This is a genomic window from Haloarchaeobius ordinarius, from assembly GCF_051801355.1.
Classification (GTDB): Archaea; Halobacteriota; Halobacteria; order Halobacteriales; family Natrialbaceae; genus Haloarchaeobius.
The window spans coordinates 491,645-506,674 of record NZ_CP196560.1 but is presented as its reverse complement, the minus strand read 5'-3'; the positions used below and the strand labels follow the sequence as shown (position 1 = coordinate 506,674).

The 15,030-nt window shown below is 66.7% G+C and carries 19 protein-coding genes; 12 read left to right on the top strand and 7 right to left on the bottom strand.

Annotated elements, in window-relative coordinates; all coding sequences use genetic code 11:
* Nucleotide 1 precedes the first annotated feature (1 nt).
* Together ACSC1R_RS02690 and ACSC1R_RS02685 are read right to left on the bottom strand one after the other, a co-directional pair.
* Entirely contained in the window at nt 2–184 is a 183-nt protein-coding gene (locus tag ACSC1R_RS02690; protein ID WP_439027531.1) for a hypothetical protein, read from the bottom strand.
* Between the two features lie 103 nt (nt 185–287).
* Complete coding sequence (locus ACSC1R_RS02685; protein ID WP_439027530.1) at nt 288–2,078, bottom strand: histidine kinase N-terminal 7TM domain-containing protein; 1,791 nt, start codon at nt 2,076–2,078, stop codon at nt 288–290.
* Between the two features lie 165 nt (nt 2,079–2,243).
* On the opposite strand from ACSC1R_RS02685, the gene ACSC1R_RS02680 reads away from it, so the two are divergent.
* A complete protein-coding gene (locus ACSC1R_RS02680; protein WP_439027529.1) occupies nt 2,244–3,212 on the top strand; it encodes an ATP-binding cassette domain-containing protein in 969 nt (322 codons plus the stop codon).
* Nucleotides 3,209–4,006, top strand: a complete 798-nt coding sequence (locus ACSC1R_RS02675) for an ABC transporter permease (protein ID WP_439027528.1) — start codon at nt 3,209–3,211, stop codon at nt 4,004–4,006. Before ACSC1R_RS02680 ends, ACSC1R_RS02675 begins: the two co-directional genes overlap by 4 nt.
* A gap of 25 nt (nt 4,007–4,031) precedes the next feature.
* Here ACSC1R_RS02675 and ACSC1R_RS02670 read toward each other — a convergent pair whose 3' ends face one another.
* Complete coding sequence (locus ACSC1R_RS02670; protein ID WP_439027527.1) at nt 4,032–4,298, bottom strand: hypothetical protein; 267 nt, start codon at nt 4,296–4,298, stop codon at nt 4,032–4,034.
* A gap of 158 nt (nt 4,299–4,456) precedes the next feature.
* Here ACSC1R_RS02670 and ACSC1R_RS02665 point away from each other — a divergent pair, with 158 nt between their 5' ends.
* The 7 genes from ACSC1R_RS02665 to ACSC1R_RS02635 all read left to right on the top strand — a co-directional run bounded on the left by ACSC1R_RS02665 (nt 4,457) and on the right by ACSC1R_RS02635 (nt 10,395).
* Entirely contained in the window at nt 4,457–5,350 is an 894-nt protein-coding gene (locus tag ACSC1R_RS02665) for an alpha/beta fold hydrolase (protein ID WP_439027526.1), read from the top strand.
* A 24-nt stretch (nt 5,351–5,374) separates the two neighbouring features.
* Nucleotides 5,375–5,530: a C2H2-type zinc finger protein gene (locus tag ACSC1R_RS02660; protein WP_261652502.1), complete on the top strand. Its 156-nt coding sequence runs from the start codon at nt 5,375–5,377 to the stop codon at nt 5,528–5,530.
* A 35-nt stretch (nt 5,531–5,565) separates the two neighbouring features.
* Nucleotides 5,566–6,156: an NUDIX hydrolase gene (locus ACSC1R_RS02655; protein ID WP_439027525.1), complete on the top strand. Its 591-nt coding sequence runs from the start codon at nt 5,566–5,568 to the stop codon at nt 6,154–6,156.
* 190 nt (nt 6,157–6,346) lie between these two features.
* A complete protein-coding gene (locus ACSC1R_RS02650) occupies nt 6,347–6,538 on the top strand; it encodes a hypothetical protein (protein WP_439027524.1) in 192 nt (63 codons plus the stop codon).
* Nucleotides 6,539–6,624: 86 nt separating this feature from the next.
* On the top strand, nt 6,625–8,109 hold the full coding sequence (gene tgtA / locus ACSC1R_RS02645; RefSeq protein ID WP_439027523.1) for a tRNA guanosine(15) transglycosylase TgtA: 1,485 nt from the start codon (nt 6,625–6,627) through the stop codon (nt 8,107–8,109).
* An 86-nt stretch (nt 8,110–8,195) separates the two neighbouring features.
* A complete protein-coding gene (gene arcS / locus ACSC1R_RS02640) occupies nt 8,196–9,947 on the top strand; it encodes an archaeosine synthase subunit alpha (RefSeq protein WP_439027522.1) in 1,752 nt (583 codons plus the stop codon).
* Between the two features lie 61 nt (nt 9,948–10,008).
* On the top strand, nt 10,009–10,395 hold the full coding sequence (locus ACSC1R_RS02635) for a hypothetical protein (protein WP_439027521.1): 387 nt from the start codon (nt 10,009–10,011) through the stop codon (nt 10,393–10,395).
* A 9-nt stretch (nt 10,396–10,404) separates the two neighbouring features.
* Here the strand turns inward: ACSC1R_RS02635 and ACSC1R_RS02630 are convergent, their stop codons facing one another.
* Both ACSC1R_RS02630 and ACSC1R_RS02625 read right to left on the bottom strand, forming a co-directional pair.
* A complete protein-coding gene (locus tag ACSC1R_RS02630; protein ID WP_439027520.1) occupies nt 10,405–11,136 on the bottom strand; it encodes a GTP cyclohydrolase IIa in 732 nt (243 codons plus the stop codon).
* Between the two features lies 1 nt (nt 11,137).
* Complete coding sequence (locus ACSC1R_RS02625) at nt 11,138–11,725, bottom strand: riboflavin synthase (RefSeq protein WP_439027519.1); 588 nt, start codon at nt 11,723–11,725, stop codon at nt 11,138–11,140.
* A 126-nt stretch (nt 11,726–11,851) separates the two neighbouring features.
* On the opposite strand from ACSC1R_RS02625, the gene ACSC1R_RS02620 reads away from it, so the two are divergent.
* Genes ACSC1R_RS02620 through ACSC1R_RS02610 form a run of 3 tightly spaced genes read left to right on the top strand, consistent with a single transcriptional unit; the run spans nt 11,852 to nt 12,823 of the window.
* Entirely contained in the window at nt 11,852–12,130 is a 279-nt protein-coding gene (locus ACSC1R_RS02620) for a ubiquitin-like small modifier protein 1 (protein ID WP_439027518.1), read from the top strand.
* The gene (locus ACSC1R_RS02615; protein WP_439027517.1) at nt 12,130–12,384 is read left to right on the top strand and encodes a hypothetical protein; all 255 of its coding nucleotides are present in this window, start codon (nt 12,130–12,132) and stop codon (nt 12,382–12,384) included. Before ACSC1R_RS02620 ends, ACSC1R_RS02615 begins: the two co-directional genes overlap by 1 nt.
* A gap of 1 nt (nt 12,385) precedes the next feature.
* Nucleotides 12,386–12,823 carry a hypothetical protein gene (locus ACSC1R_RS02610; RefSeq protein WP_439027516.1) on the top strand — a complete coding sequence of 146 codons (438 nt, stop codon included), beginning with the start codon at nt 12,386–12,388 and terminating at the stop codon, nt 12,821–12,823.
* Here ACSC1R_RS02610 and ACSC1R_RS02605 read toward each other — a convergent pair.
* Nucleotides 12,805–13,212 (bottom strand): GIY-YIG nuclease family protein, encoded by a 408-nt coding sequence (locus ACSC1R_RS02605; RefSeq protein WP_439027515.1) that lies wholly within the window; start codon nt 13,210–13,212, stop codon nt 12,805–12,807. The two genes, ACSC1R_RS02610 and ACSC1R_RS02605, sit on opposite strands and share 19 nt — an antisense overlap.
* 51 nt (nt 13,213–13,263) lie before the next feature.
* Nucleotides 13,264–14,859 carry a vanadium-dependent haloperoxidase gene (locus ACSC1R_RS02600; RefSeq protein WP_439027514.1) on the bottom strand — a complete coding sequence of 532 codons (1,596 nt, stop codon included), beginning with the start codon at nt 14,857–14,859 and terminating at the stop codon, nt 13,264–13,266.
* Between the last annotated feature and the right edge of the window lie 171 nt (nt 14,860–15,030).

Sequence of the window (15,030 nt, the reverse complement as noted above, 5' to 3'; positions counted from 1 at the left end):
GTCAGTCCACTTCCGGGAGGGGACCACCGAGGTGTTCCTCGTGGTCGTCCGGGTCACCGGCTCCGACTGGCTGGCGACGTTTCGTGCCTCGACGGACCACGACGACCTCGACCGCCCGACCAGGTTCGTCCTCCACGCCGACGCCGTGAACTACATCGACGCGAGTGAGGCGGAACGTCACCACGGCTCGACGCCCACGTCTACTCCCGGCGGGACGCGAGGACGTCTCGGCGTACGTCGAACTGGCCTGTGGCTCGCTCGTGAGCGAGGGTACTGCCTGACGGAGGCTACTCGAATTCGAACTCGAATCGTGCACCGCGGCCGGCCGAACCACCCCGTTCGAGGTCGCTTCCCGCTCGTCGTTCGTCGGTGACCGTGACCGTCCAGTCGTGGTCGGCCGCGACCTTCTGGACGATGGCCAGGCCGAGTCCGGTTCCACCACCGGGCGAGTAGCCGGACTCGAACACCGACTCGCGTTCGGCGTCGGGGATCCCCGTCCCGTCGTCTTCGACGTAGAAGCCGCTGGGTGGGGCCGCTTCGTTCCCGTCGTCCAGCGGCACTCCCGTCCCGTTTCCGTCGCTCACGGGCCGTGAGGAGACTGGGCCGACCCGGATGGTGACGCGGTCGTCGTTGTGTTCGATGGCGTTTCGGAACAGGTTCTCGAAGAGCTGCTGGACCCGCTGTCGGTCGACCGTCACCGTGCCAATCGGCACGACATCGAGGACCGACTCGCCCGTGTCGACGACCGCCCAGGCATCGTTGGCGACGACGGCCAGCGGGACGGTCTCGAAGGACTCGGCACTCGCGCCCTCTCTGGCGAGCGTGAGCAAGTCGCCGACGATGCGTTCCATCCGCTCGTGGGACTCCTCGATGGCCTCGAAGTGGACGGCCTCGTGGGTCTCACGAGCCAGGTCGAGCCGTCCACGGGCGACGTTGAGGGGGTTGCGGAGGTCGTGGCTGACGACGCTTGCGAACTCGTCCAGCCGGTCGTTCGTCCGTGCCAGTTCCCCGTTCGCTCGCTCGAGTTCGCGCTCGCGCTGTTTCTGTCGCGTGATGTCGTGGAGGACTGCGATGGTCCCGACCACCTGGTCACGTCTCCCCGTGAGCGGCGACAGTCGACGGACGAAGTAGCGCTGGTCCCCGTCCACCTCGAACGAGACCTCGTCGGTCCGTTCGTCGGTGTCGTCGTGCCGGGTCAGTACCTGGTCGTACTCGGCGAAGACGTCGTCGACGCGGTGACCGATGAGGTCGTGCTCGCCGCGGTCGAACAGGGCGCAGACCGCGTCGTTCACGTCCACGATACGACTCGATCCGTCGAAGACGAGGACGCCGTCGTCGAGGTTCGCGACGACCCGGTCGTGTGCGACCGGCACGAGGTCGAGCAGGCGGAACCGGTAGAGCCCGACGGTCAACGCCACGCCGGTCCCGGTGAACGCCAGTGGCGTGAGGTCGAGCAACGTCACCGACAGCAGCGCGAGCACGTTCGCGACCCAGGGCAGCACGACACCGAACAGCACCAGAAAGCCCTGTAGCTGGTACAGCGACCGGGTCTGGAGCAGGAGTTGGACGAGCAGGACGGTACCGACGAACAGCAAGAGGTAACTGAACCCGGCGTGCGCGAACGCGCCGACGTGGGGGGAGGCAGTTGCGACGAGAATCGGGTCACTCCCGAAGACCGTAACGGCCCGTACCTGTGGCTCGCCCCAGAGCAGGGTATGACTCGGGTTGGTCACGAGCAAGGCGAGCCCGAGCAGCGGTTCGAGGAGGAGGACGCCGAGGAGGCGTTCGGTCCGTTCGTCGTCTCGGCCGGTGAACGCCAGGGCGAACGCGAGCCACGCCACCGGGATGACGAGCGCACCGACCCACTGGAGGTCGGCCCACAGCAGTTTTCGCCACGTCACGGTAGCCTCGACTTCCAGGGCGTGGAACACGAGCCACTCGGTCACGCCGACCATCAACACCGCCAGCGGGGTCGCACCGGCGGCTGGTCGATACTGCCAGGCGCGAACCGCGACGGTCGTCGAGGCGACGGCCGTCAGCACGAGAACGAGTGTGTACGGGTGTATCTCGATGGCCATTCGGGTATTTTCGTCCCTCGGTAGTGTGTTCCGGTGTAGAGGGCTTTATCACTCATGGCTGTACCGGAACCAGTCAGGACAGTGTCCAGTCGCCCACGACCCCGAGTGGACCGCCCGTCGCCGGATGCAACACCCTTAACCGCTGAGTCTTCCGAGCCACCATCGATGACACACGCCATCGAGGTCACCGACCTCGTGAAGGAGTACGGGTCGTTGCGTGCCCTCGACGGCCTCTCCCTGCAGGTCGAGGAGGGCGAGTTCTTCGGCCTGCTCGGGCCGAACGGGGCCGGCAAGACCACGTTTATCAACATCCTCGTCGGCCTCGCCCGGAAGACGTCGGGCGAGGCTCGCGTGTTCGGACACGACGTGGTCGAGGACTACCGGCAGGCCCGTGACGCCATCGGGCTCGCACCGCAGGAGTTCAACGTCGACCGCTTTTTCCCCATCGAGGAGGTGCTGGTCCACAAGGCGGGCTACCACGGCATCCCCGAGGACGAGGCACTCGACCGGGCGCACGAGGCACTCAAGCGGGTCGGCATCTACGACAAGCGCAAGGAACGCTTCGACTGGCTTTCGGGCGGGATGAAGCGCCGCCTCCTGCTCGCCCGGGCGCTCGTCACCGACCCCGACCTGCTCATCCTCGACGAACCGACGGCAGGGGTGGACGTGCAGTTGCGCCACGACCTCTGGGAGGTGGTCTCGGAGTTGAACGACAACGGGACGACCGTCCTGCTCACCACCCACTACATCGAGGAGGCAGAGCGTCTCTGTGACCGGGTCGCCATCGTCAACGAGGGCTCGAAGGTCGAGGTGTCGACACCGGACGAACTGATGGGCAGAGGCACCGACACCATCACTGTCACACTCCGTAAACCGCCCGCGACCGCGCCGGAACTCGGCGGGACGCTGGACCGGGTCGAGTCCGTCGAACTCGACGGCGACCGGCTGCTCGTCCGGGCCAGCAACGGTGGCGCGGTCACGCCCGCCCTGTTGAACGAACTGGAGGCGATGGGCCACGACATCGTGAACCTCGACATCTCGCGGACCTCGCTCGAAGAGATATTCGTGGAGATGACCGGCGAGGGTCGGGAGCGAGGCGGCGGGGCGGCGGCCGAGGCAGGTGAGAGCCGATGATGGGCCTCGAAACGGGGACGTGGGCGCTCACGAAACGGGAGATCCTCAGATACGTCCGCCGCCCACGCAACACGTTCCTCCCCCCGTTCATCAACAACGTGCTCTACTTCGCCGTGTTCGGGGTCATCCTCGGGAGCCGCATCGGCGAGTACGCTGGTGGCATCCCCTACATCACATTCGTCCTGCCCGGCCTCGTCGTCCTCGGCGCGGTCTCGAACGGCTTCGAGAACGCCTCGTTCAGCATCTTCCACGGCCGGTGGAACGAGTATATTCACGAAGTGCTCACGTCGCCCCTCTCGTACCGCCAGCTGGCGTTCGCCTACGTCGCCGCGAGTGCCCTCCGCGGGGTGCTCGTCGGCGTCATCATCGCCGTCATCGGGGTGGTGTTCACCCTCGCGAACCCGGCCTACGGGATGGTCTCGGTTGCACACCCCCTCTACCTCGTCGTCTCCCTCGTCACGGTCGCCGCCCTGTTCGCCTGCTTCGGCATCCTGGGCGGGCTCTGGGCGCGTGACTTCGACTACCTCACCGTTCTCAACCAGTTCATCATCCGGCCGCTGGTGTTCTTCGGCGGCGTCTTCTACCCCCTCGCCGCGCTGGAGGGAACCGGCATCTGGTACTCCCTCTCGTTCCTGAACCCGATGGTGTACATGGTGAACGCGGTCCGGTACGGTTTCCTCGACTTCTCGGAGGTCGACCCCGCGCTCTCGCTCGGTGTCCTGCTCGCTATCACAGCCGTCATCTTCACCGTCGACGTGCTGTTGCTCAAGCGCGGCTACGGGCTGATGGACTAGCGGCCACAGGCAGGTTCGCTGCCTGTTAGCCGGCTGTGAGCGACGAAGAGAGCACCCACGTCGAGAGACACAGTACGCCGACGCCCAGTCCGAGCATCACGTATGCGAGGACGGCGTTCGCACGCCTGACGAATGGGCTCAGCGCCGGTTCTCGGGTCTTGACGTGTCGCCACATGATGGCTGCGAACACGAGCGACGAGCAGACGAAGAGCAGGCCGAACGGTGGCAGCGGGCCGGTACCCTGCAGCAGGAGGGTTAGCCCGGCAAAGAACATGCTAACAGCGATACACATACCGGCCGCGGATTCCACGTGACTCGTATCCACGATTCTCTTACTACCAAATTTCTGTCCAGTGCCAGATGAACGTATTGGTGGCGCTATCGTCGGGTCGCCCACGGTCCGGCGGGTTCACCGCCCGATTTTTACTTGCGTCCGCATCACCTCACTGTATGACCACGGACTGGACCCACGGCCAGACCATCGTGAACGACGTACGCCTCCACTACGTCGAGGCGGGTGACCCGGCCGACCCGACCGTCGTCCTCGTCCACGGCTTCCCCGAATTCTGGTACTCGTGGCACCACCAGATTCCGAGCCTCGCGGACGCGGGCTACCACGTCGTCGCGCCCGACATGCGCGGGTACAACCGCTCGGAGAAACCACACGGGGTGGCCGCCTACCGAATCACGGAACTCTCGGCCGACGTCGCCGCCCTCTGCCGGGAGTTCGACGCCCCGGTCCACCTCGTCGGCCACGACTGGGGCGGCGGCGTCGTCTGGGACGTGGCAGCGCGGACACCCGGGGTCGTGAAGACGCTGACCGTGATGAACGCCCCACACCCGGCCAGATTCGAGGAGGTCCTGCGGACGAGTTCGAGGCAGCGAAAGCGCTCGTGGTACATGTTCTTCTTCCAGCTGCCGTGGCTCCCCGAGCGATTCATGACGGGACTCGACTGCCGCGTCCTCGACTCGATGCTGCGCGACGGGACCGTCACGCCCGGCGCGTTCACCGACGACGACGTGGCCCGGTACAAGGAGGCGTTCCAGCGCCCTGGCGCAGCCACCTCGGCGATCAACTACTACCGGGCGCTGTTCCGCGAGGCGGCGAAAGACAGGCTGCCACTCGTCTCCGCCGAGACGGCCGAACAGCAGGTCGACGTGCCCACCCTGCTGCTGTGGGGCGAGAAGGACGCCGCCCTCGAACTCGAACTCACCGAGGGACTCGACAGGTGGGTGTCGGACATCGAGGTCGTCCGGGTCCCCGATGCGAGCCACTGGGTCCAGTTCGACGCGCCCGAGATGGTGACCGACGAACTCCTCAGATTCATCCGGATACACGAATAAACGCCCAGCCACCCTAGAGAGAGCATGGCACACCACAACCGCTGCAACATCTGCGGGAAGGACTTCGACGAGGGCGGGAGCCTCAAGGAACACGTCGAACGACGCCACCCGAAGGCGGACGTCCACTGGTGGATGGTCGCGGAGAACCCGGAGAAGGAACTCCAGTTCGAGGGGCGATAGGGGACTTTTTTACTGCACGACCCGAGCACTCTGGCATGAGTGACGAGTACGACGAGCCGGCCGATTCCGCCGACGGCGAGGACCCACTCGCCTGGGAGATTACCGACTCGTGGGTCGGCTACGAGTGCCCCGGCTTCGACATCGTCCACGACGAGGTTCGCCTGCCCGACGGCACCGAGACGGACTACGACTACCTCGACGAGCCCGAGGCTGTGGTAATCCTCCCGTTCACCCGCGACGGTGACGTAGTCGTCATCGAGGAGTGGCGACACGCCGTCGGACGGGTCAACCGCGGCCTACCAGCGGGTAGCGTCGAGGACCACGACGACGACCTCGCGGTGGCCGCCCGCCGGGAACTCACGGAGGAGACGGGCTACGAGGCCGACCGGATCGAACACCTCACGACGGTCGAACCGGCCAACGGCATCGCCAACTCCGTCTTTCACTACTTCGTCGCCCACGGCTGCGAGGACGTCGACGGGCAGGACCTCGACTTCAACGAGACCATCCGGGTGGACACGGCGGCCTACGACGACCTGCTGACCGAGGTCCGGGACGGCGACCTGCGGGACGGTCGTGCCGCCACTGGGCTGTTGTACTACGAGCTGTTCGCCGACAGCGAGTAGCCAGAGTTCAAATACGAAGGGGCGGCCAGCCCCGGCGTGACCTGACTCTCACCACCGGGCGGTTCGCGGGTGTGCGACGCCCCGCCCGGTTCCTCTGTCCGCGTCGCCTGTCCGCCATTCCGCCGGGCTGTACTCGCTCGTGTCACCTGTTGCCACAGTGGTTATCTTCCCCCAGCGCCTAGAGGCGTCCGTGCCCGAATCGTTCCTCTCGTTCCGTCAGCAGACCATCATCCGGTTCCTCGGGTTCCTCGTCCTGCTCGTGTACGGATTCCTCGCCGGTGGTGGGCTCTGGTTCGCGGTCGCAGCCGCGGCGTCCGTCTATCTGGAGTTACGCCGTCCCGGCGTCTTCTGGTTCGGCCGGGGGGAGCGACAGCGTCGGTGAGTTCCTGTCGGACAGCACGTCCCGTTACCCTGCCGAGCCACTGCTAAACGACACCCTTACCCGAACTCCCCGGGTAGCCGGGGCCAATGAGAGACCACTTCGAGCTTCGGGACGCCGACGCGGGCGGCCGCATCGGGGAGTTGACCGTCCCCCGGGCGGGCGTCACCGTCGAGACACCGGCGCTGTTGCCGGTCATCAACCCGAACATCATCACCATCCCGCCGAAACGACTCGAAGCGGAGTTCGGCGCGGAGATTCTCATCACGAACTCCTACATCATCAAGACGACCGAAGACATCCGCGAACAGGCCCTGGAGGAGGGCCTGCACGAGTTGCTCGACTTCGACGGGGCCATCATGACCGACTCGGGGAGCTTCCAGCTCGCCGAGTACGGGAAGATAGACACGACGACCGAGGAGATCCTCCAGTTCCAGCACGACATCGGGAGCGACATCGGGACGCCGGTCGACATTCCGACGCCGCCTGACGTCTCTCGCGAGCGTGCCGAGGAGGAACTCGCGACCACGCAGGAGCGTCTGGAACTCGCCGAGACGGTCGACGTGGGCGACATGCTCGTCAACGCGCCGGTGCAGGGCTCGACCTACCCTGACCTGCGCGAGCAGGCGGGAGAACACGCCGCCGCGACCGACCTCGACGTGTTCCCGGTCGGCGCGGTCGTCCCGCTGATGAACGACTACCGCTACGGCGACATGGTCGACGTGGTCGCCGGGGCGAAACGGGGCCTCGACCACGACTGCCCGGTCCACCTGTTCGGTGCCGGCCACCCGATGATGTTCGCGCTCGCGGTTGCCATGGGCTGTGACCTGTTCGACAGCGCCGCCTACGCACTGTACGCCCGCGACGGCCGCTACCTGACGGTCCGGGGCACCGAACACCTCGACGACCTCGATTACTTCCCGTGTTCGTGTCCGGTCTGTACCGAGTACACGCCCGCCGAACTACGCGACTGCTCGGCACGCGAGCAGGAAGAGGAACTCGCCGCGCACAACCTGCACGTCACCTTCGAGGAGATTCGGCGCATCAAGCAGGCCATCCGGCAGGGGAACCTGCTGGAACTCGTCGAGGAACGCGCCCGGTCGCATCCGGCGATGCTCGACGGCCTGCGGGCGATGACCGACCACGCCGACCAGCTCGAGGAGACGGACCCGGTGTCGAAGGGCGCGTTCTTCTACCTCTCCAACGAGAGCGCCCACCGGCCCGAGGTGTTGCGCCACCAGGAGCGCCTGGACCGGCTCTCGCCCGAGGGCGACGTGCTCCTCACCGCGGGTGAGCACTCGAAGGCCTTCGACGAGTCCTGGAAGGTCGTCCCGCCGTTCGGCCCGTTCCCGAAGGCGCTGCGTAACACGTACCCGCTGACCGCGGAGATTCCGGAGCGACTTGACGACGACGCATACGAGCAGGCGGCCCGCGGTGTGGCTCGGCTGGTCGAGTTGAACCCCGGCACCGAGTTCACACTGGCCCACGACGACTGGCCGGAGACGGCACTCGCACTCGTCCCGGAGTCGGTCGACCTGCTGGACCTCACGGCGCGCGACGAGCAGCTGCCCTGAATCCGCTTTCTCCTCGTTCTCTCACCCGTCTCTCCCGGCAGGCACGGAAGGCAAGACTGTAGTCTGCCCGTCTCCGAGAACGTCCCATGACCGAGTACTTCGAGGTACACGAGCGCGACGGTGCGGCCCGACGGGCGGAACTCCGCCTGTCCGAGCCGGTGACGACGCCGGCGCTCGTGGACGACGTGGTCGCAGACGCCGGGAGCCTCTGGCCCGGCGAGCGCGAGCTGCCGGAGGGCGACGAGTCGACACTGACCATCCTGCCACACCGCGGGATGCCCGCGGGGACGGCTGACGAGGTGCAGGAGTCGTTCAAAGTGGACTATCCCGAGGTCGACTTCCCGAGTGCGGTCGTCGTCTCGACCGACACCGCAGAGGACTACGGTGCCGACGTGTACGTCCTCTCCGACGCACAGGGGTCGGTGGGCCACGGCAAGGGCATGAAAGACGCCATCCTCGCCGTCAAGGACGCGGTCCCGGACGACACCGGCCTCTATCTCTCCGGCGTCGCCACGCCCCGGAACGTCGCCGTCCTCGCCTACGCCGGCGTCGACCTGTTCGACGAGACGAAGGCCCGGGCGAAGGGGCTGCAGGGCGAGTACCTGACGACCGACGACCGGTACTTCCTCGAGGACCTCGACGAACTCCCGTGTTCCTGCCCGGCCTGCCAGGTCCCCCGCGACGAGTTCGACCGGGCGGCCTGTGCCGAGCACAACGTGAACGCCCTCGCGGCCGAACTCTCGCGAGTCCGCCGGCGCATCCGTGACGGTCGTCTGCGCGACTACATCGAGGGGCAGGCGCGCCAGGACCAGTGGCTCACCGCGCTGTTCCGCGAACTCGACCAGCAGTACGGCTACCTCGAAGAGCGGACGCCGCTGTACCGCGAGGCCGACCTCGACGCGACGACCGAGGACACGCTCAAGCGCGTCGAGATTCAGCGCTTCGCCGACCGCATCACCTCGCGGTACACCAACCGCTTCGACGGTCACCCGCTGGTACTCGTCCCGTGTTCGGCCCGCAAGCCCTACAGCGAGTCCCAGAGCCACCGCCAGTACATGGAGGCGGTGAACTTCCGCGGGCACATGGTGTCGATGACCTCGCCCATCGGCGTCGTTCCCCAGGAGCTGGAGACGACGTACCCGGCCCAGCACTACGACTCCGTCGTGACGGGGTCGTGGACCGCCGGCGAACTCGAGTTCGTCACGGAGGTCCTTCGCCGCTACCTGGAGCGCAACGACTACCCGCGGGTCATCGCACACCTCCCCGAGGACTATCGCCCCATCGTCGAGGCCGTCGAGGACGACGTCGACGTGGACGTCGAGTACACGGTCGAGGACCACCCGACCACGTCGGCCAGCCTCTCGAACCTGCGCGATGCACTCTCGGGCGAACTCAAGTACTCGAAGCGAGAGCGCGAGCACAACACGGTCCGGGCCATCGCGGACTACCAGTTCGGCGACGGCGCGGGCGACTCGGTGTTCGGCGACTTCCAGACGACGAGCCGGTACCCGAAGATACAGGTCCGCGATTCCGATGGCACCCAGCTCGCGACGCAGGTCCCCAACTACGGGACGCTGTCGCTGACACTCGAAGGCGCGAAGCGCTGGGACGACTCCGAGGTTCCCACGAAGCGCGTCGAAATCGACGGGTTCGTCCCCCACGGGAGCGTCCTCGCGCCCGGTGTCATCGACGCCGACGAGGACATCCGCGTCGGCGACGAGGTCGTCATCGAGGGGCCGAAGGCGTTCGGTATCGGCCGGGCCCAGATGCACGGCGAGGCGATGGTCGAGAGCACGCGCGGCGAGGCGAGTTCGGTTCGTCACGTCGAAGAGAAGTAAGTCGGTCCAGGTGCCGGGAACCCGGCGTGCCTTTTTGACCCTCGGCCACTTTCCCCGCGGTATGGACCACGTGTCACTGGGTGTCCCACAGCAGATTCTCGACTCACTCCCCGAGGACGGCGAACCGGCCGCCGCCGACATGCAGCGAGCGGTCGCGACCTGGGAACAGCGAATCAACCGCGCTATCGACGAGGCCGAGACAGAGCGCGAGGCGGCCGCGTTCGTCGCCGACGCCGTCGAACGAATGGAGGACCGCGTCCAGCGCTTCGACGACTTCGTCCCCGAACTGCGAGCGTGGGGACAGTCGCCCATCTACGCCATCGCGTGGCGGAACCTGAACGCCGACCTCGTCGGGCAACTGTACGAACACGAGGACGTCGCGGAGAACCTCGACCGCGAGCGCAACGCCCGGCTGGTCGAAGACGGCATCCGACTCAGCGACAGGTAGGCGGTCGGGTCAGGCTTCGACGACGGCTTCGGCTCGTTCTCGCCCGGTCTCCAGGGCGTGTTTTGCCGCCATCCCGGCCTCGTGAGCGGTCGCGCCGTGGCCGACACCGACGCGCCAGCGAGTGCCGGTCCGGTCCTGTACCCGGTCGATGGTTGCGCCGAACTCGGTGGTGCCCGCGGGACAGACCGCGATGGCGTTGTCGCCGCCGACGAAGAAGGTGAGCGCACCGTGGCGCTCGTGGAGGTCGTCGGCGAGCGCGTCACAGCCGCGGCGGATGGCCCGGTGGGCGGTGTAGGCGTCGTACCGGTCGGTGTAGGTCCCGGTCGCATCGACCACGTCGAAGTGTGCGACGGTGAGGTCGCCGGCGTCGGCACCGAACGAGCCGTGGAGAGCTTCCCGACGGTCGCCCTGGGCGCTCCCGGCGTCCTGCAGGGCAGCGGTCGCGTCGCCGATGGCGGTTGCGGGGGTCTCGTCGACACCGACCCCACAGCTCAGGGTGACGGGGAAGCGGTTGCGGATGCGTGTCTGGAGTCGTTCGTGGCCCTCGCGGTCCAGCCCGTTCGTGACCGCGAGCAGGTTGTCCCAGCGCGTCGGGAACACGTAGCCGTCGACGGTGTCGACGGCACCCGCGACGGTCGCGTAGATGCGGGACTGGAGCGTCTGGAGGTCCATCTCCCGGCGGGGCTGGGGCGTCGTCGTCCACGGGCCGTAGTCGTCCAGCTGGAAGAGCGTCCACTGCATCTCAGGCCACCGTCTCCTGTCTGGCGACGTACTTCGCGACCGGGTCGGCTTCGAGGTTCACCGCGTCACCGGGTTCGGTGTCGCCGAGGGTCGTCCGCTCGACCGTCTCGGGTATCACGGCGATGGTGAGGGCGTCGTCGTCGAGGCTGGCGACGGTCAGGCTCACGCCGTCGATGGTGATGGGACCGCCCGTGACGAGGTAGCCCGCGAAGCCGTCGGGAATCGCGACGGTGTAGCGCCAGCCGGCACCGGTCGATTCGACCGCCAGCACCTCGCTCGTCGTCTCGACGCAGCCCCTGACGAGGTGCCCGTCGAGTGCGTCACCGGCGCTGACAGGGGATTCGAGGTTGACACGGTCACCCGGTGCCAGGATTCCGAGGGTGCTCTTCGCCAGCGTCGTCTCCGAGCAGAACGCCTCGAACCAGCCGTCGCCGACGCGGTCCGCGGTGAGACAGACACCATGCACGCTGACGCTGTCTCCCCGGGCTGGGTCGACGTGGTCGTTCGTCTCGATTCGCAGTCGATACCCCTCCTGTTCGGGGGCGGCGGCGAGCACCGTGCCGGTGCCCGCGACGAGTCCAGTGTACACGACGAGTCGGACTCGTCACCGATGTCAAAAGTACGTTATGGGTTCCAGTTCTGAGATGGTCCCTGTCGTGCGATGGCAACTGGTTGCGGCGTGGATTTATACGGGCTGGCCGAGTGGTCACAAGCAATGAACCTCGAGTTGCGGTTCTTCGCGAACTTCCGCGAGGCAGTCGGTCAGAAGACCATCTCGCGTGAGTACGCCGAGGGCGAGACGGTCGGTGCCGTGTTGACCGCGCTCGAAGCCGAGTTCGGGGGACTCGAAGGCGAACTCCTCGAAGACGGGGAGATTCGGCCACAGCTCAGCGTCCTGAAGAACGGGCGCGACGTGGTCCACATGAACGGGGCGGCGACCACGCTGGAAGACGGGGACACGCTCTCGGTCTTCCCGCCGGTCGCAGGTGGCTGATGAGCCGGGAACGCGCGTGGCGCGGCATCTCGAAGCGCCTCGCCATCCACTACCTCACGAACCTCGGCGGCGAGCAGGTCGACGACGACACGGTGGTCGCTGCCGACTGGCGAGCCAGTCTCACCAGTGACAAAGTCGGTATCGGCCCGACGCTCCAGATTACCGAGGTCACCGTCCACTTCGAGGGCGAGGACGACGTGCTCGACCCGCTCATCGAGCGCTTCGCCCAGAAAGCCATGCGGGCTGGTGGCTGAGATGGACGGCTTCCCCATCGAGGGTCAGGTGCTTCTGGTCACCGCCGCGAAGGCGAGTGTCCCCCCGAACCGGCTCCCAGAGCTCGTCGACCTCGTCCAGGCGGACCTGCGACTCCGCCTCGACGACTATCTGGTCAGCTACGAGTGCGTCCACGAGGGAGAGGAGTACTACGCGTTCTTCGTCGAATCGGGCCACTGGGCGGAGATCGGGAACCGTCTCGGGTTCGACCGTCGGGACTACGAGGCGGTAAACCGGGCCCACACCGAACAGCTCATGCGGCTCGGCCGGGAGACGGACCGCCGCGGGGAGTTCGACGCCGCCCTCGACATCCGTGAGTGCGTCCTCATCGGGAAAGAAGCCCAGGTTCCGGTCGATTCGATGGAGTCGGGGGAGTCGACGAAGTCGGGCGACCAGCCCGATCACACGGTCCGGTCGTGAGCCTGGCGGACACGCGATTCGAGTGTCTCGCGGTCCCCCGCGGTCGCGAGGTGTGACTCACAATCGCAGTCGGAACAGCCAAACCCCGGCACGACGGGGTCGAGTTGCCGTGCGACTGTACATTCCACGTCGGCGTCTGCAGTCCGCACGGTCTCTCGGAGCGTGGTCGCCGGGTGCCCGAGCAGGTAGTCGACGTGCCAGTGTCTGGTGTCCCGTTTCCCGGCGGACAGCTCGCGGTGGCGGTCGACCCGTGAGAAGCCACCGGGGCCGAACGCGCTGCCAGTGTACGCGTACCAGCCCGCGTCGAGGTCCACCGGACCGAGTGCGCCGACCTCGATGGTCACGTCGCGGTCGAGTTCGAGGAGAAGTGTGTACGTCCCGACTGCCATTGGCGAGGGTTCGGTCGTCGTCGAGTTGTGTCTCTCGGTTTCGTCAGTCGGTCACGCCTTCACGCCGTCGGCCGTGACCCGGACCTGGTCGCCGTCGAACGTCGTGAGGGTGAATCCCTCGAAGCCGTAGCTCTCGGCGTACGTCCGCGCGCGGTCGACCAGGAACGCGAGTGCGACCGCCTCACCGAGACGGTAGCCCCAAATGGCGTCGGTACAGTAGTGGATACCCGCCCAGTCGCGCCCGATCGAGACGTTCTCGGCGAGCTTGTGGAGTTCGCCACCGACGGTGAGGGGTTCGGTGGTCTCGCCCGGCGTCCCGACGGCGACGGGCATCGGAGCCTCCCCGTCGAAGAACGCCTTCAGCACCGTCACACAGGCTCCCGCGAGGACGGAGTGGCCGGCGGGGTAGGACGGGTGCAGGGGCGACCCTTCCGGGTAGGCCTGCGGGAGCAGGTAGGTGCCGTATGCGTCGAACACCTGTTCGAGGACACCGTCGTTGTCGGCGCTCGCGAGGAGGGCTGCCGGCAGCGCGTCTCCGTAGTCTGCCGCACCCACGAGGTGCTGGTGGATACGGCCGCCGAAGGTTTCCGGTCTGAGCCGTCGGTGGACCAGCCACTTCTGGACCCACGCAGCGTGGAGCGCAGGGCGGCTCACTGCGGCGACGGCGTCCACCACGTCGGCGAGTCCCAGGTCGGGGAAGAACGTGGTCGCCTCGAAGAACGGTACCGACTCGTCGAACGGGACCTCCAGGTCCAGCAGGATGAGCGCCGCGTCCTGGTACGCCTGATAGACGTAATCTGTGTGGACGTAGGTCGCGAGGCCTCGCCCGGTCTCGATGTACCCTGGCGGGCCGTACGACTCGTCCGTCAGGAAGACCTCCGGCAACTCGCCACGCTGGATGGCGAGCCACTCCTCGAAGTCGGTCACGTACTCTACTTGCTCGAGGAGGGTCCTGTACTGCTGGTCCTGTCTGTACCCATCACCACGGCGTACCGAGTGATAGAGGAACTGGGAGACGTGGGGGCCGACCTGGCTCCCGTCGAGTTGGCCGCGGAAGATGGTGGCTGGCGTCACCGTCTTGCCGTCGACGTCGGCCCAGAAGTCGGTCAGCTCGGCCGCGGCGACCGCCACCACCGGGTCGGTCTCGTACTGGTCGAACGGCACGTCCCGGAGGAGCGCCTGCCAGTACAGGGTCGCCATCTCGGCGCCGGCTTCGGGGCTGTCGAGCGCCGGGGCCGGCGGAATCGTGGCATCGTGCGGGTCGAGACCACTGCTGTCGAACGACAGGGCGGCACGTGGGTTCACGAGCCGTCGGACACCGCCCAGTTCGACGTCTTCGACGTCGCCGTCGCCGTACAGGGCTGCGACGAGCGTCTCGTATTCGTCCTGGTCACCGACGCCGAGGTCGTCGTGCGGTAACCCTTTGGTGAACGTCGCGAGCGTCCCGAAGCGTGTCTCGTCGTCGTTCGGGTGCCAGCTCGCGGGTTTGTGGCCGAGTAACTGCTCACGAGCGGCGTTCAGGCGGAGCTGGTGTGCTGCCGCCAGTCGTTGTTTCGTGGCTCCGGGCGGCCGTTCAGTCGACTTCGGTGATTTCTCGTGTGAGGCGATGCCCGGTTTCGAGTTCTCGTCGTCTGTTGCACTGGTCAAATCAGGGACAGTAGTTGCCAATCCGAGCGTTCCGAGCCCGGATAAAACTGTTCTCCGGAGGACTCCTTTCCCTCCCGCTCGTGTGTCTGCCATAATATATCACATTTCGCAGTATATCGCGAATTATACTGGAAGATACACGAGGTTCTGTGATATACCCTGACGCACTGA